Origin of the sequence: Algoriphagus sp. TR-M9, from assembly GCF_027594545.1 — a bacterium.
In the GTDB taxonomy this organism is placed as follows: Bacteria; Bacteroidota; Bacteroidia; order Cytophagales; family Cyclobacteriaceae; genus Algoriphagus; species Algoriphagus halophytocola.
On sequence record NZ_CP115160.1, the window covers coordinates 3,185,948 to 3,205,894 of the forward strand.

19 protein-coding genes are annotated in these 19,947 nt (G+C 44.5%); 13 read left to right on the forward strand and 6 right to left on the reverse strand.

Annotation, left to right across the window (positions count from 1 at the left end):
* Positions 1 to 57 precede the first annotated feature (57 nt).
* Genes PBT90_RS13370 through PBT90_RS13385 form a run of 4 tightly spaced genes read left to right on the forward strand, consistent with a single transcriptional unit; the run spans position 58 to position 3,594 of the window.
* Positions 58 to 1,233: a hybrid sensor histidine kinase/response regulator gene (locus PBT90_RS13370; protein WP_264811088.1), complete on the forward strand. Its 1,176-nt coding sequence runs from the start codon at positions 58 to 60 to the stop codon at positions 1,231 to 1,233.
* Between the two features lie 52 nt (positions 1,234 to 1,285).
* Positions 1,286 to 1,867, forward strand: a complete 582-nt coding sequence (locus PBT90_RS13375) for an ABC transporter ATP-binding protein (RefSeq protein ID WP_270129700.1) — start codon at positions 1,286 to 1,288, stop codon at positions 1,865 to 1,867.
* On the forward strand, positions 1,864 to 3,123 hold the full coding sequence (locus PBT90_RS13380; protein ID WP_264811090.1) for an ABC transporter permease: 1,260 nt from the start codon (positions 1,864 to 1,866) through the stop codon (positions 3,121 to 3,123). Before PBT90_RS13375 ends, PBT90_RS13380 begins: the two co-directional genes overlap by 4 nt.
* A gap of 30 nt (positions 3,124 to 3,153) precedes the next feature.
* Positions 3,154 to 3,594 (forward strand): hypothetical protein, encoded by a 441-nt coding sequence (locus PBT90_RS13385; protein WP_264811091.1) that lies wholly within the window; start codon positions 3,154 to 3,156, stop codon positions 3,592 to 3,594.
* Positions 3,595 to 3,607: 13 nt separating this feature from the next.
* Here PBT90_RS13385 and PBT90_RS13390 read toward each other — a convergent pair whose 3' ends face one another.
* Positions 3,608 to 4,429: an aminotransferase class IV gene (locus PBT90_RS13390; RefSeq protein ID WP_270129701.1), complete on the reverse strand. Its 822-nt coding sequence runs from the start codon at positions 4,427 to 4,429 to the stop codon at positions 3,608 to 3,610.
* A 126-nt stretch (positions 4,430 to 4,555) separates the two neighbouring features.
* Between PBT90_RS13390 and PBT90_RS13395 the strand changes: the two genes are divergently transcribed.
* Positions 4,556 to 4,978, forward strand: coding sequence for a hypothetical protein (locus PBT90_RS13395; protein ID WP_264811093.1), 423 nt, complete (start codon positions 4,556 to 4,558; stop codon positions 4,976 to 4,978).
* On the opposite strand, the gene PBT90_RS13400 is transcribed toward PBT90_RS13395, so the two are convergent.
* The 3 genes from PBT90_RS13400 to PBT90_RS13410 form a co-directional block, all read right to left on the reverse strand.
* Positions 4,979 to 5,419 carry a c-type cytochrome gene (locus PBT90_RS13400; protein WP_264811094.1) on the reverse strand — a complete coding sequence of 147 codons (441 nt, stop codon included), beginning with the start codon at positions 5,417 to 5,419 and terminating at the stop codon, positions 4,979 to 4,981.
* Positions 5,416 to 6,066 (reverse strand): SCO family protein, encoded by a 651-nt coding sequence (locus tag PBT90_RS13405; protein ID WP_264811095.1) that lies wholly within the window; start codon positions 6,064 to 6,066, stop codon positions 5,416 to 5,418. Before PBT90_RS13405 ends, PBT90_RS13400 begins: the two co-directional genes overlap by 4 nt.
* Positions 6,067 to 6,233: 167 nt before the next feature.
* Positions 6,234 to 6,767, reverse strand: a complete 534-nt coding sequence (locus PBT90_RS13410) for a CopD family protein (RefSeq protein ID WP_264811096.1) — start codon at positions 6,765 to 6,767, stop codon at positions 6,234 to 6,236.
* A 53-nt stretch (positions 6,768 to 6,820) separates the two neighbouring features.
* Here PBT90_RS13410 and PBT90_RS13415 point away from each other — a divergent pair, with 53 nt between their 5' ends.
* From PBT90_RS13415 to PBT90_RS13425, 3 genes are read left to right on the forward strand one after another with little or no spacing between them, the layout of a single operon-like run.
* Positions 6,821 to 7,228, forward strand: a complete 408-nt coding sequence (locus tag PBT90_RS13415) for a hypothetical protein (protein WP_264811097.1) — start codon at positions 6,821 to 6,823, stop codon at positions 7,226 to 7,228.
* Positions 7,225 to 8,217 carry a methylmalonyl Co-A mutase-associated GTPase MeaB gene (meaB, locus tag PBT90_RS13420; protein ID WP_270129702.1) on the forward strand — a complete coding sequence of 331 codons (993 nt, stop codon included), beginning with the start codon at positions 7,225 to 7,227 and terminating at the stop codon, positions 8,215 to 8,217. The genes PBT90_RS13415 and meaB overlap by 4 nt, the downstream gene beginning before the upstream one ends.
* Entirely contained in the window at positions 8,214 to 8,951 is a 738-nt protein-coding gene (locus PBT90_RS13425; RefSeq protein WP_270129703.1) for a DUF4163 domain-containing protein, read from the forward strand. The genes meaB and PBT90_RS13425 overlap by 4 nt, the downstream gene beginning before the upstream one ends.
* 167 nt (positions 8,952 to 9,118) lie before the next feature.
* Here the strand turns inward: PBT90_RS13425 and PBT90_RS13430 are convergent, their stop codons facing one another.
* Together PBT90_RS13430 and PBT90_RS13435 are read right to left on the reverse strand one after the other, a co-directional pair.
* Positions 9,119 to 10,798 (reverse strand): sulfatase family protein, encoded by a 1,680-nt coding sequence (locus tag PBT90_RS13430; RefSeq protein ID WP_270129705.1) that lies wholly within the window; start codon positions 10,796 to 10,798, stop codon positions 9,119 to 9,121.
* Between the two features lie 320 nt (positions 10,799 to 11,118).
* Positions 11,119 to 12,789 carry a sulfatase gene (locus tag PBT90_RS13435; RefSeq protein ID WP_396127669.1) on the reverse strand — a complete coding sequence of 557 codons (1,671 nt, stop codon included), beginning with the start codon at positions 12,787 to 12,789 and terminating at the stop codon, positions 11,119 to 11,121.
* A gap of 275 nt (positions 12,790 to 13,064) precedes the next feature.
* Between PBT90_RS13435 and PBT90_RS13440 the strand changes: the two genes are divergently transcribed.
* From PBT90_RS13440 to PBT90_RS13460, 5 genes are all read left to right on the forward strand, one after another.
* Positions 13,065 to 14,663 carry a sodium:solute symporter family transporter gene (locus tag PBT90_RS13440; RefSeq protein ID WP_270129708.1) on the forward strand — a complete coding sequence of 533 codons (1,599 nt, stop codon included), beginning with the start codon at positions 13,065 to 13,067 and terminating at the stop codon, positions 14,661 to 14,663.
* 31 nt (positions 14,664 to 14,694) lie between these two features.
* Entirely contained in the window at positions 14,695 to 15,747 is a 1,053-nt protein-coding gene (locus PBT90_RS13445) for a Gfo/Idh/MocA family protein (RefSeq protein ID WP_270129709.1), read from the forward strand.
* A 5-nt stretch (positions 15,748 to 15,752) separates the two neighbouring features.
* The gene (locus PBT90_RS13450; protein ID WP_270129711.1) at positions 15,753 to 17,198 is read left to right on the forward strand and encodes a sulfatase; all 1,446 of its coding nucleotides are present in this window, start codon (positions 15,753 to 15,755) and stop codon (positions 17,196 to 17,198) included.
* 203 nt (positions 17,199 to 17,401) lie between these two features.
* Positions 17,402 to 18,652, forward strand: coding sequence for an enolase C-terminal domain-like protein (locus tag PBT90_RS13455; RefSeq protein ID WP_270129713.1), 1,251 nt, complete (start codon positions 17,402 to 17,404; stop codon positions 18,650 to 18,652).
* Between the two features lie 206 nt (positions 18,653 to 18,858).
* Entirely contained in the window at positions 18,859 to 19,938 is a 1,080-nt protein-coding gene (locus tag PBT90_RS13460; protein ID WP_270129714.1) for a glycoside hydrolase family protein, read from the forward strand.
* Positions 19,939 to 19,947: the final 9 nt, after the last annotated feature.

Sequence of the window (19,947 nt, forward strand, 5' to 3'; positions counted from 1 at the left end):
TTGAATAATTTTTATATTTTCGGAGTTGAATTAATCCTTTACACTTAGCCATGACCTATGTTTAGTTTGAAAATCCTCATCGTCGAAGATGATGCGGTATCGGCTCTTTTGCTGCAAAGAGCATTAGAAAAAAACCGGCATGAAATCCTGGGCGTCGCCGATTCAGGGGAAAAGGCGCTGGAACTTTTAGAAGTGCACCAGGCAGACATCGTCATGATGGATATCAATCTAGCTGGAGAACTAGATGGCATCACCACCACAGAGATTATCAACGAGAAGTTTGACATCCCTGTAGTGTACCTCAGTGCAAGCTCGGATGCGGAGACCATGAACAAGGTAGTAGGCACCAACCCTAGTGCTTACGTGATCAAACCCTTCAATATCCGGGAACTGAACATGGTGATCGAACTGGCCATATTCAAGGACAGAAAGGAAAAGGAACTCCAAAAGCTGAACAATGAGCTGGAGGAAAAGGTCAAGCAGCGGACCGAAGAGCTCTACAATGCCAACAAGGAACTCACCAAAGCCCTAGAAAAGGAACGAGAGATCAATGAACTGAAATCCAGAATAGTCCTGAATGTGTCTCATGGATTTAAAACCCCACTCACCTCCATTCTGAGTTCGGCCCAGCTCCTACAGATCTATGCTCAAAAAGAGCATCCCTTTAAAGCAAAAATCGCCAAACACTCCTTTAAAATCGAGAACTCCGTAAGAGCGCTGAACAATCTGCTGACCAGCGTATTGTTTTTTGGAAAAGCTGATGCGGACAAGATTGATTTTCACCCGAAGAAAATGTTTACCGGTGCTTTTGTAAAAGAACTACTAGACACCGTGCGGGCTGGCGTGGAGAATGGTGTGACCATCAATGTAGAGCTGGAAAATTTACCCAAGGTAATCACCTCCGATAGTGAGTTGCTTTACCAGATTTTCGAAAACCTACTCTCCAATGGCGTGAAATATTCCAAGGACGGTCAGCAAGTGGAATTCAGTCTGAAATATGAAAACAACCACCTGATAGGGACGGTAAAGGACTATGGCATCGGCATCCCAGAAGAAGAACAGAGCCAGCTATTTGACCGGTTTTTCCGTGCCAAAAACGTGGGTATAGTCGAAGGTTCTGGACTTGGACTGAGCATAGTAAAAAAGTGTATTGACGTGCTCAAGGGGGAAATCAAATTTGTAAGTAAACCTAAAAAAGGGACAACCTTCACCGTCACTATTCCGGTTAAATGATATGCTTTTTCAATCCGAAAATATAAGTTTTGCCCACCCCGGGCAAGCTACCATGAAATTCCCTGATCTAGCGCTGGATGGAGGTGAAGCCCTGCTGGTATTAGGGAAAAGCGGTAGTGGAAAAACTACCTTCCTCAATCTTCTGGCAGGTCTGCTCAGCCCTGCTACAGGCAGCATTCAGCTGGGAGAAAAAACTTACGGCAGCCTCTCTGCCCAGCAGCTGGATAAGTATAGAGGTGAAGAAATCGGGATAGTCTTCCAGAAGCCACATCTGCTAGCTGCTTTGAATGTGAAAGAAAACCTGCAAATGGCCCAATATTTCTCAGTGAAAAAAACACAGGACATCTCCTCCCTTCTGGGGGAATTAGGCCTGGGTGCCAAAATTTCTGCTGCAGTGAGTACCCTCAGCGAGGGTGAAGCCCAGCGGGTTTCTATAGCCAGAGCCCTGGCCAATCATCCCAAATTAATTTTGGCAGATGAACCTACGGCCAGTTTGGATGACGAAAATGCAGAAGCAGTCATTCAGTTATTAAAAAATCAAGCCTTGAAAATAGGAGCTGTGCTGATCATAGTGACACATGACCAGCGAGTGAAAAAGCATGTGGAGAATTTTGTAGAAGTTCCTGTACTATGAATCTATTAAAACTAAGCTGGAAATACCTCACCTTCAGACCGCTCTCTACCGGACTGAACGTATTGCTGCTTGCCCTGGGGCTGGCGATTATCACGGTTCTGCTTTTGATCCAAGATCAGTTTGAAAAAAAGATGACCAAGGATGCTGCCGGAATTGACCTAGTGGTAGGCGCCAAAGGCAGCCCCCTACAGCTGATCCTCGCTGGCGTGTACCATGTGGACTTTCCTACGGGAAATATCCCGCTGGCAGAAGCTCAGAAACTCTCCAGAAACCGATTGGTTAAGAACACCATTCCCCTGGCCATGGGAGACAATTACCAAGGATTTAGGATCGTAGGGACCAACCATGATTACCCCTCACTCTATGAAGGAAAATTAGCTCAGGGCGAACTTTGGACCCTGCCTTTTGAGGTGGTCTTAGGAGCTGAGGTAGCCGCCAAGACAGGTTACCAAGTGGGCGATACCTTCGTGGGAAGTCATGGAATCAGTGCAGGAAGTCATGATCATGATGCCAATGAATTCAAAGTCGTTGGGGTACTGGATCTGCAAAGCAATGTGCTGGACAGGTTGATTTTGACGAGCATTGAGTCCGTTTGGCTGACGCATGAGGAGGAGACAGAGTCAGACTCCAGCGCCACAGTAGCGCATCAGCATCATGCAGCTGATTTGACCAGGGAGGTAGCTCTCAAAGGTTTTCCAAAAACGGATGAGGCCAAGGAGATCACCACTCTTTTGGTCCAATATAGAAATCCCATGGCAGCCATTCAGCTTCCGCGTATGATTAATTCCGGGACATCCATGCAGGCTGCTTCCCCTTCCTTTGAAATGAATAGGCTCTTCGAATTGCTAGGAGTAGGCATTTCCCTGCTTCAGGGTTTGGCGATAGTAATCATAGGGATTTCGGGGCTGGGTATTTTCATCGCTTTGTACAATTCCCTGAAGGAAAGAAAGTATGATTTGGCGATTTTACGTGCCATAGGCGCTTCTCGCTTACAATTGCTGTTTTTGATTTTTCTGGAAGGAATAATGCTCACCTTTTTAGGTGCAATCATCGGCATTTTCCTAGGACACAGTTTTCTCTCGGTCATTATTTCCTTGAACGAGCAAGGGGTGGTTGGCAGCCTACAGCCTTGGATTTTCTTGAAAGAAGAACTTTGGGTAGTGGCTTACGCGTTAGCAGTGGGAATTCTAGCCTCTGTAATACCGGCTTTCGCAGCTTATCAAACAAGTATTGCAAAGCAATTGACAAAGGCTTAACTAGCGAAAAATTTAAACAGGACTATTAAAATGAAGCTATTGAAGAAAGGCATATTGCTGTGTGGGATGATGATTTTGGTGAATTTTGCTCTTTTTGCGCAGGATCAAAACGTTTGGAAAAACCTCTCTGAGGTCACTTATACCATCTCTGAAGATGAATATGGAGAGCTTTATGTACCGGTATTTTCTGAAAACATCACCAAAATGGAAGGGAAGGTCGTAGAGGCAGACGGATACATTATCCCTTTCGACGGCATGTTCAAACCAGACCACATCATCCTCTCCAGCTTACCATTGGCGGAATGTTTCTTTTGCGGATCCGGAGGCCCGGAGACAGTGATGGAAGTGGATATGGCCAGTCCTATCAAATACACCTCCAAGCGGGTGAGAGTCCGCGGCACCTTGACCTTGAACAAAAAGGACCCGGATAAGCTGATGTATATCCTGACCAATGGAACATTAGTGGAATAGGCCTGACCTGGGCTTAAAAGCAGAGCTCTTTCTCCAGAAGCTTGAACTTTTCCAACAAATCCAAGGCAACCGGGCCCGGCTTTCCATTTCCGATTTCACGATCATCAATCTGAGTGACTGGCAGCAGTTTCTTAGTGGTACTGGTGATGAAAGCCTCGTCTGCATTGAGCGTTTCGGCCAGACTTATGGGCCGGATTAGTACCTTGCAGGCAAGTTTCATGATGTGTTTACGCGTAATCCCCATCAATATGTGCGAGTCTGGAGTACTGATTTGACCATCTTTGACGATGAAAAAATTACTCCTTGAGCTCTCACTCACCATACCATTGAGGTGATAGAGTACATCTTCTGCCTCGGCATCTTTCCACCTCATGCTGTCCCAAACCGGCAAGGCATAATTGGTAGTTTTGATTTCGGCGATGGGTCTGACATACTCAAGAGTCAGGAGTTTGATGCCCTTTTCATATTTTTCCATAGGGGGGAAAAGCAGTGTCTCCGCAAAGATGAATAGCTTTCCTTTAGCGGGAGAAAAGTGGTTTTTAGACACTCCCCCACTTAATACCATGCGGATACCGCCTTCCTTCAGGTGGTTTTTTTCTATCAACTCCTGAATAATTGCTTTGAGCTCAGCCCTTGAGTATTCCAATGGAATAAAGGTTTTTTCCGCAGAGGCGATAAACCTATCCAGGTAGTGTTCAAGAAATAAAGGCTGGAAATTAACCGTTCTCAGAAAATCAAAAATCCCGTATCCTCTAATCAACCCTACGTCCATAGGGTGGATACTGGCTTTTTCTGTGGAGATGATCTGTCCGTCTGCAAAGCAAAATGGTTTCATAGGCGAGGTTTTTAAGCATCATAAAAGTAATAGCTGATTTTGAATAAATTGCACTGGAATACTAGCTTAATTTTTAAGATTAAATTAAGATAAAATAGTACCTTTGCCACAGTAAACCCTTATATCATGAAAAGAACCATTCTATTTTTGACTTTTGCCATATTTACACTTTTAAGTTCTTGTGGTTCAGGCGGAAAGTCCGAAGAAGCTACGCTCCGCGAGCAGGTCATTGCCATACATGACGAAGTGATGCCGAAAATGGGCCAGCTGAAGTCGTTTGAAAAGGAAGCACTTCATAAGGCCGAAAGCCTGGAAACTTCAGAAAACCCCGATGAGGCTAAGATAGAAGAGTTAAAAGCTCTGGCCTATGACCTGGATCAAGCTTATGATCAAATGTTTGCCTGGATGCGTACCTACACAGAAGGTACAGATCAAGAAATGACGGAGGAGGAGACCATGACTTTTTTAGACGAGCAAATGATTACAGTTAAGGAAGTCCGGGATCAGATCAACGGCGTGCTGGATGAGGCAAAAGAGAAACTTCAGTAATTACATTTCAGGCTTTTCCCTCAGGTATTTTTCCACATCGCTAGCCGTGATTTTCCCTTCGTTCATTCCCCAGATATTGAACAAATAGGTACTGATCTGAGAGATTTCCAGTGGGGTGAGTTGAGGATTGGCAGGCATGGGATGATCGTAAACTTGCCCGTTGACAGTGATTTCCCCCTGCTGACCATACTTCATTATCCAAATACTACGGTGTACGCTCTCTTGGAAATAATCAGCATCCTTCAGCGGTGGAATCAGTTGCCCAAGCCCAGTCCCATCATTTTGGTGGCAGTTGCCACATTGATTTTCGTAGATATGCTTGCCTTCCACGGCATATTTCATCACCTCAGAATCACTGATTTGCGCCAGGGTATTGTCCTCACTGCTTGATTTTGGGGCACAAGCAGCCGCAAGAAGCAATAGCGTCAAAAACCTCTTCATTCCTCTAAAATCTTGGGGATGTCTGCAATCAACTGATCCACCTGATCAGTTTTGGTGCCATCGTACACGCCACGGATATGGCCTTCCTGATCCACCAGAATAAAAGCCCCGGAATGCAAAAACCCTCCCGCTGCTGCTTGGTCTTCCTGAGCAGTGGTTAGGTAGCTGGTTTGGCCTATTTCATATATTTTCTCTGCGTCTCCAGTAAGGAAATTCCAGGTTTTTGCATCCATCACACCCAGTTTTTCGGCATAATCCTCCAGCACCTCCCGGGTATCATATTCAGGATCTATGGTATGGCTCAGGATTTTGAAATTCGGATTAGCACTATATTTCTCATAGACCCGAATCATTTCTTTTTTCATGATCGGGCAGATCGTAGGGCAAGTGGTGAAAAAGAAATCCGCCACGTACACCTTTCCTTTTACAGACTCATTGGTGATGGTCTGCCCCTTTTGGTTGGTAAAGGAAAAATCGGCTATGGTATGATACACAGTGTCTTGAACTGCCTCTCCATCGACAGTTTTTTCATCCACATGCCAATTTCCAAGTTTTGGAAGAGGCGTATTACTTTCTCCAGCAGGTTTGCATTGAGAAAATAGAATTGGAATCAGGAGTAAAGAAAGAATAGAAAACCTCGTTTTCATATTAAATACAATTTATTAAGTAATTAAGCTGTTTTACCAATAGGGTGATAAAAGCAGTAAGTTTCTGGCAATTCCTGGCGATGAGGCTACTTCGGTAACCCGTCTTAGGTCTCCCGTCTGCCAAATCAACGAAAAAAAGGATGCCTGCATCATTGCGGATAACCATATTATTTATTTCTAAATTTTTTATAAATCCTGATTGCGATCATCAGGGTAACCCCAAGCGTAATCAAACCTGCCAGACCCCATACCATACTGAGGGTGCTTTTCAATACAATCAAAAACACGATGGCAAATAGTAGCAGCGTAGAGGCCTCATTCCAAATCCTCAACTGCGTGGATGTCCAGCGAGTTCGCCCAACTTGAAGTTCTTTGAAAAGCTTGTGACACCAAGCATGATAACAGTACAAGAGAAAGACGAAACCTAATTTGGCGTGCATAAAGCCTAGCTGTAAAAACTCCATGCGCTCACTCAGAACCCAGGTACCGAAGATCAGGGTAAGCACAGCAGAAGGCCAGGTGATGATATACCAAAGTCGGGAAGCCATCAGATCCAACTGGGGTTTCAGGATTTTGCGCTCAGCTTCGGGGCGCTCCATAGCCTCAGTCTGATAGATAAATAGCCGGACGATATAGAATAGCCCTGCAAACCAGGTGACTACAAAAATGATATGAAGTGCTTTGAGGTACTCGAAAGTCATTCTCGGAATTTTCGGCTAAATTAAGGCCTAAACTTGACAACCCCACTTAAATTTTGAAAAGCTCAAAGTTCATTTTCTATATAATCGTCGTAGTAGTGGCCGCTTTGGTGATGATGATCGCAAAGGAATCCTTTTTTCAGCCGGGAATGGAGCGATTCGATGGCAAATACGAAGAACTGGGCAGTTACAGAAACGAAAACAATACAGGACCTATACTGCGGCTTTACGCAGTAAAAGCCCTGGACAAGGATACCCAATGGATGCGGGAATATGGTGATGCACTACCTCACACCAAATACGGGAAAACCATCGTTTACTTTTTTTCTGAGGAGATCAATCAGGATATAGCACTGCAAGCAAATGAGCCACATTTCCCCCAAGAATTTACACCTTTTCTCATAGCGACTTATTATAAAAAACCTATGGGTGACGTAAGTTTCGCAGAAGCTAATCCGAAATGAGAAAACGACTTACACTTCAATCGTATAAATCAGGCGTTTTGTCGGGTGATAGGACAAAGTTGAGCCAGGCCATCACCCTGGTGGAGAGCTCGCTTGAAAGTGACTTGACTTTAGCCTCCCAACTCGTACAAGAGATCCTGCCAAGTACCGGAAATTCGATCCGTGTAGGAATCACAGGAGTTCCTGGAGTGGGAAAAAGCACCTTCATAGAAGCATTTGGCAGGCATCTCATCAGCCAAGGAAAACGAGTAGCGGTACTTGCAGTAGACCCTTCCAGTCAGAAAAGTAAGGGCAGTATCCTGGGAGACAAAACCCGCATGGAACAACTCGCCGGTAATCCGAATGCATTTATCCGCCCCAGCCCTACCGGCAATACGCTAGGCGGGGTAAGCGCAAAATCCAGAGAAGTCATGTTGCTTTGCGAAGCGGCAGGATTTGATGTAATACTGGTGGAAACAGTGGGTGTGGGGCAATCGGAAACCGCCGTAAAAGGAATGGTGGATTTTTTTCTCTTGCTGATGCTGGCAGGAGCAGGCGACGAGCTGCAAGGAATCAAAAAAGGTATTATGGAAATGGCAGATGGATTGCTGATTCATAAAGCTGATGAAGAGAATCTTTCTCAGGCCAAAAAAGCAAAAACCACTTATACCCAGGCTTTGCATTTATTCCCACCGGGCGAAAACGGCTGGTCTCCCAAGGTGCTCACCGGGTCTTCAATTACACATGAGGGATTGCCTGAAGTCTGGGAGCTGATACTCGCATTTCAAGAAAAAATGATAGCCAATGGTTTTTTTGAACAAAACAGAGCAAATCAACGCTTAAATTGGCTGCACGAAAATATCCAGAACTTACTTGAGCGAGCATTTTTCAGTCATCCTGAGGTAAGCAGCTTGCTAGAAGAAGGCAAAGAAAAAGTAAAATCCGGGGAAGCAAGCCCGATGAGCCTGGCAAAGAAAGCGACTGAATTATTTCTAAAAAACTCACTATGAGATATATCCTGATTGGTATTCTGGCACTTGGCGCTTGTACCCAGCCTAAAACCGTAGAGGAAAAAGCCCTGGAATTTTCCACCAAAACTTATGAAAAGGAAGTTTGTGTAGAGGAGGATTGCAGCAAAGTGTCCGTTTCGTACCCTTGGGCGAGTGGAAGTACAGCTTCAGAAAATATTAACTCGGAAATTGAGAAACAAATATTGAGGTATTTTACGGCAGATTCTGTGGGTGGAGATCTGGAGCAAAATGCGACAAGGTACCTGAACTCATACCAGGAGTTCAAAGCAGAATTCCCAGATGCCCCGGGCGCTTGGACTGAGGAAATTGAAGCGCAGGTAAGCTATGAATCAGAAAACACCCTCAGCATTCAAATAGATGAATTCAACTTTTCCGGAGGAGCCCACCCCAATTCCAGTCAATATTTTCTGAATTTTGATAAAACTACCGGTGAACTACTTAGCAGAGATCAGGTCATATTTGATCGGGATAAAATGCTTATGCTCGCGCAGATGGAGTTTCGCAAATTCCATCAGGTGGAAGACAGCATCACATTGGAAGAGGATGGAAGATTTTTTATTCCCGAAACCGGCTTTTTCCTGCCGAATGCCATAGGTTATAGAAAAGGCAAATTTATCCTCAGCTATATCCCTTATGAAATCGGCCCCTATGTACTTGGCTATACCGAATTGGAGTTTGCCATGAAGGAAGTTAAAGGCTTTGTCAGAGAGTAACATCCTTTGTCCATGAACAATAAAGAGCCAACCGGAAATCGGTTGGCTCTTTGCTTACTGGTGAAATCTTAAATTTATTCTAGGTTGAGAATGGATTCCTGATTCTAATAGGCTAAAATTTTACTCTACTAGCATTAGAAAGAATCAAGTCGCAGCCCTTTCCAGGATTACTTCTCCCATCTTTCCAGAACTTTGCCCACACGCTCGCGTCCTACTCCATAGGCTTTGCCGTTTTCATAATCATCCACCAGCCTATCAATGTACTGCTGACTCAGGGCTGTGCTATCTTGATATTGCTCGCGGAGTTTTTCCAGTCTGCCATGAAGGTCTGCCCGTATAGCTGCGTAGGCAGGATCATCGTACACGTTTTTCAGCTCCTTAGGATCCTTTTTCCGGTCTATCAGCTCCCACTCATCTTCCACAAAATAGTAATGGATCAACTTGTAATCTTTGGTCACCAGCGCATAGTGTCTATTGACCATATGCTCTGCCGGATATTCATAATAGTGGTAGTAAACTGCATCACGAGTCCATTTATCCTCATTTCCGGTGAGCAAAGGAATCATACTTTCCCCCTGCATTTTAGCCGGTGCTTCTACTCCTGCCGCATCTAGGAATGTCTGCGCAAAGTCCAGGTTTTGCACCAATTCATCAGACTGGGTGCCCGGTTTAGTTTTGCCCGGCCAGGCTACTAGCAATGGAGTTTTAAAGGACTCATCGTAAACAAATCTCTTGTCATACCAGCCATGTTCTCCCAGGTAAAACCCTTGATCTGAAGTATAGACTATGATGGTATTCTCCATCAAATCATTGGCTTCCAAATAATCCAAAAGTCGTCCTACATTCTCATCCACAGCTTTGATAGTGCCCAGGTAATCCTGCATGTATCGCTGATATTTCCACTTCATTTTATCCTCCTCACTCATAGCTGGATAGGCTTTTTCAAACTCCTCGTTGATGGGAGTGTAATATTTCATGAAGTTTGCCCGCTGGGAATCGGTCATTCGCTTCATTTCATTTTCGAATCGAACCTTGTCCGGGCCAATCTCGGAAATCCCCAATTTATCCATGACCTCAGGAAACACCTTGTTGTCGCCCGACCAACCCATGTGATCAAGAATATTCATTTCAGCCTCGGCAGCTGCGCTGGTTCTTCCCGAGTAATCATCAAATAATGTCTCTGGCTCAGGAAAGGACTTTTGGGTAAACTCCTCCATGTGACGCTCCGCCATATACCAGGCACGATGTGGGGCCTTATGCAGGTACATCAGCAAAAATGGATCTTCCTTTTTTCTGTCCTTTTCCAGCCAATCTAAAGTCATGTCTGTAATGACATCCGTGACATAGCCTTCAGTTTGGATTCGGCCTTCATTCTTGGTGATAAAAGCAGGATTGTAGTAATCTCCTTGTCCGGGAAGGATTTTAAATTCATCAAATCCCTTAGGGTTATTGCCAAAGTGAAGTTTTCCAAACATGGCTGTTTGATACCCTGCATTTTGCAAAAGCTGGGGGAAAGTCACATTGGTCGTGTCAAAAGGATAGTGATTGTCCACTTTGCCATTCAGGTGCGAGTGCAAACCGGTGAGAATGGTAGCTCTCGAGGGAGCACAAATGGAGTTGGTCACAGAAGCCTCCGTAAATAGAATCCCCATGTCAGCGATTCGATCTATGTTTGGGGTTTCGATCAGACTATTGTCATAGGCCGAAATCGCCTGGTAAGCATGATCATCAGACATGATGAAAATGATATTCGGGCGCTCCGGTTTGTTCTCTTCTGTAGTTTGCTGGCAAGCCGAAAAAAGCCAGGTTCCAAATAATAGCAAAAATGCCGATTGGGTATATTTCATGTGTTTATAAATTTTTTTAAGGTCACATGGAATCTTCGCATGAATTATAATCATCCCTCTGTGTGTCGCTTCGGGTCATGCTTGATTTCATAAGTTGGATATGGATAAATCCGTGTTTGGTTACTTTAATTATTCTTTTTGATTTATGTATCACCGCTTTTATACCAATAAGGAGCCAAAAGCACTATAGGATTTACTTAACGCTAGTAGTCAGGCCGATTGGGTAAAGCGTCACTCGTGCTGAGCGAAGCCGAAGCATAGGTTTTCTGACCAGGTAAGCAAGGGCTTTTTGCTTCCTGGCATCATTCCCTAATCGTATGTTATTCTTTATTTGTCAATTCTCTCCCTTCAAATATTTTATCCAAAAGCTCCTTGTTTTTAGCTCCTGCATAAGCTTGGTTTTGCTGAAGGTAATCCAAATACTCATCTAGGTATTCCTGACTGATCTGAGAATTATCCCCGTATTGCTCTCGTAGACCATCGAGTTGCTCGTGCAATTCCGCCTGAATCTCAGCATAGGCAGGATCATCGTACACATTTTTCAGTTCCATGGGATCATTTTTTCTATCGATCAATTCCCACTCGTCGGTATCGAAATAGTAATGAGTCAACTTGTAATCCTGCGTCACAATACTATAGTGACGCTTCACCATATGCACCGATGGATATTCGTAATAATGGTAATAAACTGACTCTCTGGTCCATTCACCTTCTCCTGTCAAGAGTGGTAAAAGGCTTTCTCCCTGCATATCAGAAGGAGCTTCTACTCCCGCCGCTTCCAAAAATGTCTGGGCAAAATCCAGGTTTTGAACCATCTCTGTGGATTGTGTCCCTGCCTTCACTCTGCCCGGCCAAGCCATCAACAAGGGTGTTTTGAAGGATTCATTGTAAACAAATCGCTTATCAAACCAACCGTGCTCGCCTAGGTAAAAGCCTTGATCAGAGGTGTAAACGATAATGGTATTTTCCATCAGTCCATTTTCCTCCAGGTAATCCAGAACTCTTCCTACGTTTTCATCCACGGCTTTAATAGTTCCCAAATAATCCTGCATATAACGCTGATATCTCCATCTCATCTTATCCTCCTCGGTCATAGTAGGGTAAGCTTTTTTGAAGTCCTCGTTCACTTTCATGTAAGCCTTGTCCCAGTTGGCGCGCTGTGATTCATTCAATCTCCCCACTTCACGTTCAAAAGCTCCTTTGTCCCAATTTGAGGTGCCCTCTATCCCCAACTCATCCATTACTTCTGGATATATCTTGGAGTCTCCAGCCCAGTGCATATCTGTCAACAGATTCATTTCTGCTTCTCTCGCTGCCCTTCCTCTCCCCGAATAGTCATCAAATAAGGTCGCCGGTTCCTTGAATGTCCTTTGCGTAAACTCATCCACATGGCGCTCAGCCGGCAGCCACTCTCTGTGCGGAGCCTTATGCAAATACATCAACATAAATGGCTGATCTGCTTTTCTTTCATTCTGAAGCCAATCCAGTGTCATATCGGTCACGATGTCGGTCACATATCCTTCTACCTGAATTTTGCCCTCATTTTTTGTGATAAAATCCGGGTTATAATAGGCTCCTTGCCCAGGTAAAATCTTAAATTGATCAAAGCCCTTTGGATTGTTTCCGAAATGTAATTTCCCGAACATGGCTGTCTGATACCCCGCATCTTGAAGGATCTGAGGGAAGGTAACATTGGTGGTATCAAAAGGAAAATGATTGTCCACCTTGCCGTTGATATGTGAATGCTTACCGGTCAAAATAGTCGCTCGGCTAGGAGCACATATGGAGTTAGTCACAGAAGCATTGGTAAACAACATCCCCATTTCTGCGATTCTGTCAATATTTGGGGTCTCTATGAGTGTGTTATCGTATGCTGAAATCGCCTGGTAGGCATGATCATCAGACATGATGAAGACGATATTGGGCCGCTCGGAGCTCTTTTGCGCTTCCCCACTTTGACCACAGCTTGTAAAGCCCAGTGCCAGAAGCATCACCACTACTAAAGGAGTATATTTATCCATTTCGGTATAATATTAAATGTAACTACGAGGCAAATTAGTGCATTAGCCCAATAATAGAAAATGTTTTCCAAAATTAACCAACTTCAGCAGGGCAAACAACAGGCTTGTTCTAAGCGGTTAGATTCAACCCATAGACACTATTTTTAAGGGAATAAAAAAAATTATGCTAAATAATTAGTGCCAATGCCCTAATTAGACTATTTTAGGGTTTTACTTTCCCAAAATAAACTACCCGGTACCAACCCATGTACAGCCTCAGCGCCATCGACATTTCTGTCATTGCCCTTTATCTGATCGGGATAATTGTCATAGGATTGTGGTATTCCCGCAAGAAAAGACAAAGCAGTGAAGGATACTTCCTGGCCGGAAAAACGCTTACCTGGTCGGTAATAGGTGCCTCTCTTTTTGCATCCAATATCTCCACCGTGCACCTGGTAGGGCTGGCAGAGTCCGGTTTTATCGACGGCATAGTCTGGGGGAATTTCGAATGGTTTTCTTCCTTTGAGCTATTGGTATTGGCATTTCTTTTTATCCCATTCTACCTGCGCACCAAAATCACCACACTTCCCGAATTTCTGGAAAAGCGATACGACCATCGCTCTCGGGTGATTTTAGCCATATTTAGCATCCTGGCTGCCCTATTTATGCATATAGGCGTGAGCTTCTATGCCGGAGCGGTAGTCTTCGAAAAAGTTTTCGGACTGGATATAGTTTTATCCATTCTGATCATAGCTGCGGCCACGGGACTTTATACGATCATAGGGGGCCTTACCTCAGTAGTAGTCACGGAAACCGTGCAGACGGTTATCCTGATTCTAGGATCATTGACCATCACCGTTTTGGCGATTCTGTCGCTGTCTGAGGTAGGAATTCATTCTATGGATGAATTAAAAGCAGTAGTGAGTGAAGACCGATTTCGCGCGGTGGCATTTAATACAGCTGATAAAGGGTTCACATTTCCTGATATGCTCTTTAGCCACCTAATTTTGGGCATTTGGTATTGGTGCACAGATCAGACTATAGTACAGCGTGTATTGGGAGCGAAATCAGAAAATGAGGCCAAGTTGGGAGCTATTTTCGCAGGATTTCTGAAGATATTGCCGGTTTTTATCATGGTGGTTCCGGGAATTTTGGCCTTTGCCTTATTCCGCGATGAAATCGGCGAAGACACCAAGTCGGTACTTCCGGTCATGATCATGAACCTGATGCCTGTTGGGCTGAAAGGACTCATGGTGGCAGCACTGCTCGCAGCGGTGATGAGTTCGGTAGCGGCGGCATTGAACAGCTGCTCCACGCTCTTGGTGTTTGATGTGTTTAAAAGAATCAAACCTGACCTGAGCGAAGTGGCAATGATCAGAATCGGCAGAATATCTGCAGTGGTAGTGCTGATTTCGGCGGTGATCTGGTCACCCTTTCTAGGTGATTTAGGAGCTATTTTTGAGTTGATCAATCAGATGTTTTCCATCTTTGCTCCTTCTATAGTTGCAGTTTTCCTGTTTGGTATTCTATCTCCGAAAGGCACTGCAAAAGCTTCCTTTCTTACTTTACTGCTAGGTAGTTTATTCGCAGGAATAGTCTTTATAGTAGAGAAATACATTCCCATTGCTGGTATTGAAAACTTCATTTCCAGTGAAAATGGCCTTGCCATCAATTGGCTGAGACAAACCATCTATTTCTTCCTCATTTCCAGTTTGATATACTGGAGTGTAAGTTGGTTAGATAAGGAAAAATCCAATATTTCCACTGCGTTTTACCTCAATGTAGAAAAGTCCAGCACCCTAGTCAAGCTACTCAGCGCTGCACTGGTGGCTATTATGCTCTGCTTATATTTAATTTTCTTTTGAATCAACTAAAATGCAAGTCAATCAATTTCCCATGCTTCCAAAAACACCTAGACCGATAGCCATCATAGGAGCAGGCGGGATCGTCACGGATGCCCATTTGCCTGCCTACACACTGGCAGGTTGGCAAGTGATGGGGATTTATGATTTGGATTTTGCCAAAGCTGAAGTTGCGAAAAACAAGTTCTCCATTGTTTCTCGGACATATTCCGACTTATCCGAATTAATTAAAGCTGCGGCTGATCAAAATGCTGTTTTTGACCTAGCCGTCCCAGCAGATCAGATTATCCCGATTCTTAAGCAATTACCAGACGGATCAGCAGTTTTGATCCAGAAACCCATGGGTGAAACTAGCGCTGAAGCAGAAGTCATCCTGGAGCTTTGTGAACTCAAAAACCTGCTATCAGCAGTGAATTTCCAGCTCAAGTTTGCTCCTTACATGCTTGCCTCGAAAGATATGATCCAAAAAGGGCTGCTGGGGAAAATCTATGATCTGGAACTGAAGGTCTGCGTCTATACGCCCTGGCATCTTTGGGGATTTCTGAAAGAAAAGCCTCGTATGGAAGTGCTCTACCATAGTGTTCACTACTTGGACTTGATTCGCTCATTTATGGGAAATCCTACCCGAATCCATGCAAGTGTCCTGAAAAGCCCCAAATCTCCTGATCTGGCAGATGCCAGAAGCAGCATCATATTGGATTATGATGAAGTCACACAAGCTAGAATTCTCACCAATCATGGACATGATTTCGGATCTAAAAACCAAGAATCCTATTTCAAAATCGAAGGGACCAAAGGTGCTATAAAAATCACCATAGGGCTTTCCCTGGACTACCCAAAAGGCCAAGCTCCAAAGATGGAGTACTGTCTTTTGGACAATCCAAAAGGCTGGCAGGAAATTCCGCTGAAAGGTGGCTGGTTTCCCCAAGCATTCATAGGTTCCATGGCGGCCTTGCAGGTAACCTGCGAAAATCCTGGAACTCATTTATCAAACAGTACAGCAGACGCTCTTCAGACCATGAAACTCGTCGAAACAGTTTACAAAGCATCCGAATCAGGTGGTACACCTTTCGGTAAAATAAGTTGATCCTCATGAAAAAACTACTTTACATCACCTGTTGTCTTCTATCACTTACAGCTTTTTCCCAAGAAAAGAACAAGCCAAATGTGTTGTTTATCATCTCTGATGATCTGACTACGACAGCCCTCGGAGCATACGGAAATCCGGTTCCAAAAACCCCAGTCATCGATCAGTTGGCGAAGGAAAGCACCCTTTTCACCCATGCCTATTCCCAATATCCTGTGTGCGGTCCTTCTCGGGCATCCATGATGTTTGGGTATTACCCGAATGCCACTGAGACTTACGGGTATGTCAGCGGCAGAGAAAATGTGGGGCCAGATCGCCCTTCTATGACAGAGCTATTTAAGCAAAACGGTTATTATACCGCGCGGGTCAGCAAAATCTACCACATGGGCGTTCCCGGTGATATAGAGAAAGGCTCAGACGGGAAAGACGACCCTGCTTCCTGGACCGAAAAATTTAACTCCCAGGGCCCGGAGTGGACTGCTGAAGGCAAGGCTGAATTGGTACAAAATAATCCGGATGGAAGTATAGAGCGAAAAGGCGGAAATGTGATGACCATCGTGCAGGCCGACGGAGATGACCTGGTCCATTCGGACGGAAAAACTGCAAAAAAAGCATCCGAATTGATCCGTCAACATAAAGACAAACCATTCTTTTTGGCAGTTGGATTTGTGAGACCACATGTGCCATTTGTGGCTCCGGCAGGCTATTTTGATCCCTTTCCTTTTGCCAAGATCAAAACTCCCGAGCAAGCACCGAATGACTGGAATGACATTCCTGAGCGTGGGATCAACTACGTCACCAGTGTAAATGCCGAGATGAACCAGGAGCAAAAGCAAAAGGCAATTGCTGCCTATTATGCTTCGGTTTCTTACATGGATGCTCAGGTCGGCAAAGTACTGAATACCTTAAAAGAAGAAGGTTTGGAAGACAATACCATTGTGATCTTCACTTCAGATCATGGTTTTCACCTCGGTGAACATGAATTCTGGATGAAAGTCAGCCTCCACGAGGAATCTGTCCAAGTGCCTATGATGATTAAAGTCCCAGGCAAGGAACCCGCAGTAGTCGATTCCTTTACCGAACTGATTGACCTCTACCCTACTTTGGCCGATTTGGCTGGATTGGATTATCCAACAGCCATTCAGGGCAAGAGCTTGAAACCACTTTTAGACAATCCGAAAAAGAAGGTGAGAGATATGGCCTTCTCGGTAAGTCAGGGCGGAAAATCATTTTTGATCCGAACTGAAAAGTGGGCATACATCCAATACAATGAGGATGCATCTGCGGGAATGGAGCTATTCGACATGGAAAATGATCCTAAGCAATTCAATAATCTCGCAGAGGATCCAGCATACGCAAAGCCGCTCAAGGAGATGCAAGCTAAGCTAGCGAAGAAGCTGGCGGAAGTTCGCGAGAATGATTTAAACAAGAATTATAACAGAGCTCAATGAAACCTATCCTATTACCAATCGCAGTTTTTTGCATGTTGCTATTTGGATCAAGCCAAGTAGCAGCTGTAGATCCTGTGAACCAAAAAAATGACGGCAGTTCTTTTAACCTTCAAATTCCGCTGGGCATAAATCCAGACCATTAAATATCCAATTACTTCTACTCTTTCATCAACCATTCAATCAACCTTCTTTTCAAAATACCTATGAAGAAACCTATCGTAATAAAAAGATGTCAAGCCGATGACATGCGTTTTGAACTCCAGGACGGAGCCGGATCTGATGCGATCCATGTAAACCCTGTGTATGCCTACGCAGTGTGCAAGTTGGAAACAGATTCCAAGCATGAAGGAGTCGGTTTGGCTTTTACCCTGGGAGCGGGAAATAAAATGGTGTGCCAAGCGATAGAATACCTGTCCAAACACATAGTTGGCAAGGAGATCTATGAGTTGATGGCAGACTTTGGGACCACTTATAAGCAAATGGCAGATGACCCGAGTTTGCGCTGGCTAGGTCCGCACAAAGGCGTGGTGCAACTTGCCCTTGCGGCAGTAGTTAACGCTTGCTATGATCTTTGGGCAAAAGCGGAAGGGGTTCCTTTGTGGAAACTCCTGATTGATCTACCCGCAGAGCAACTGGTCAACACGCTAGACTTTTCGTATTACGAAGATGTGCTCACCAAACAACAGGCTGTTGATTTGATCAACGAGCAGAAAACCGGAAGAAAGGAGCGCGAAAGCATACTCTCGGACGGATATCCAGGTTATGACACCTCTGTAGGCTGGTTTAACTATTCAGATGAAAAAATCATAAAAAATGTGGAACTGGCCCTAGCAAATGGCTTCACCGCCATGAAGCTGAAAGTAGGTGCAAAAAACCCCAGTCATGACATCCGTAGAGCTGAATTGGTCAGAAAAATAGCCGGAGATCAGGCCACCATTATGTTCGACGCCAATCAACAGTGGAACCTTCCACAGGCTATAGACATCTGCAAGGAACTCAAAAACCTGAATCCATTTTGGGTAGAGGAACCCACCCACCCGGATGATGTTTTTGCACACATGCAACTGGCCAAAACAGTAGATATACCTATAGCTCTGGGCGAGCATGTGCCGAATAAAGTGATTTTCAAAAATTTCATTCAGTCCGGCTGCATGTCCTTCAACCAGGTAGATGCAGTGCGTGTAGGCGGTGTTTCAGAGTTTATTTTGATCAGCTTACTCTCCAGGAAATTCAAAATACCGGTTGTCCCACATGTAGGGGACATGGGGCAGATTCATCAGCATTTGGTCCTGTTCAATCATATTAGCTTAGGACATCCTGCTTTGCTACTGGAATACATTCCTCACTTAAAAGAGCATTTCCAATCTCCCGCTTTGGTAAAAGACGGAAAATACCTCACTCCAATGGAGCCGGGCATGAGTGCAGATCTTTTGAAACACGAATATTCCTTTTAAAGGAACATGATTCTCCGCAATGATGCCAGTAACCATTATTTCTTTGCTTATCTGGTCGTCCCGATAGCTATCGGGAGAACGATGACCAATGACCGAAGTGGCCACAATTCTTAAGGTTAACATATCCTAAATTGCTTTTGCATCCTTACTGGAAGTAAAGCGGCTACACACATTCAATTAAAACCTCCACTTTGACCTAGTCTAAAATGAAATTACTATACCTACTTTGCTTTAGCTTATTTATCAGCTTTGGCGCAGCTTATTCTCAAAGTAATCCCTTTCAAAATAATTGGGAAGATTCCCCTGTAGAAGGAGCTTTTCAAATGGAGAATTACATAGTCTGGGGTGGTTCGGTAATCCAAGGCGAGGATGACCTATATTATATGTTTGCCAGTAGATGGCCGAAGCACCTGGGAATGAGTGCCTGGGTGACAAATAGTGAAATCGTGCTGGCCGTGTCCGATCGGCCAGAAGGCCCTTTCAAATTCAAACAGGTAGTTTTGCAAGCTAGAGGCAAAGCATATTGGGATGGGATGATGACCCACAATCCTACGATCCAGTATCATGACGGAAAATATGTACTGTTTTACATAGGGATCAATTATGATTTCGAAAAACCTGTAGATGTAAGTCCAAGCCGTGAACTTTATGAGGCAGCATGGAATCATAAACGAATTGGGGTAGCTGTTGCAGATTCTCCTACAGGCCCCTGGAAAAGAATGGATCAGCCTATCCTTCAACCACGTCCAGGCAAATGGGATGGAGCCATCATCAGCAATCCAGCTCCGGTAGTTCATGAAGACGGAAGTGTATTGCTGGTTTATAAAAGTGCGCCTGTCCCCTATCCTGCCAGAAATCAAAATAGAAAAATGACCTTTGGAGTAGCCAAAGCCAAGCATTACTGGGGACCTTATGAAAGAGCCGGAGAAGATAACCAAATCGAGCTATTACCGATCAGCTCAGACGTAGAAGACCCCTACATCTGGTATGACGGCAATCAGTATAATATGCTAGCCAAATGCATGAATAAGGAAATTACCGGCGAAAGTGGCGCAGGCTTTTTAGCTAGGTCTGAAGATGGACTGGTATGGTACACGGCTGAGGAGCCAGCTGCATATGGAAGAACTTTGACTTTATCAAATGGGGAAACGCAGGTCTTTCCAAAACTGGAACGGCCGCAAGTTCTGGTGCAGAATGGCCAGCCAACTCACGTATATTTTGCTGCGAGGAATCCTGAAGGAAATATTTTCAATATGGTCAGACCGCTTAAACGTACTGTGGAATAATTGAGATAA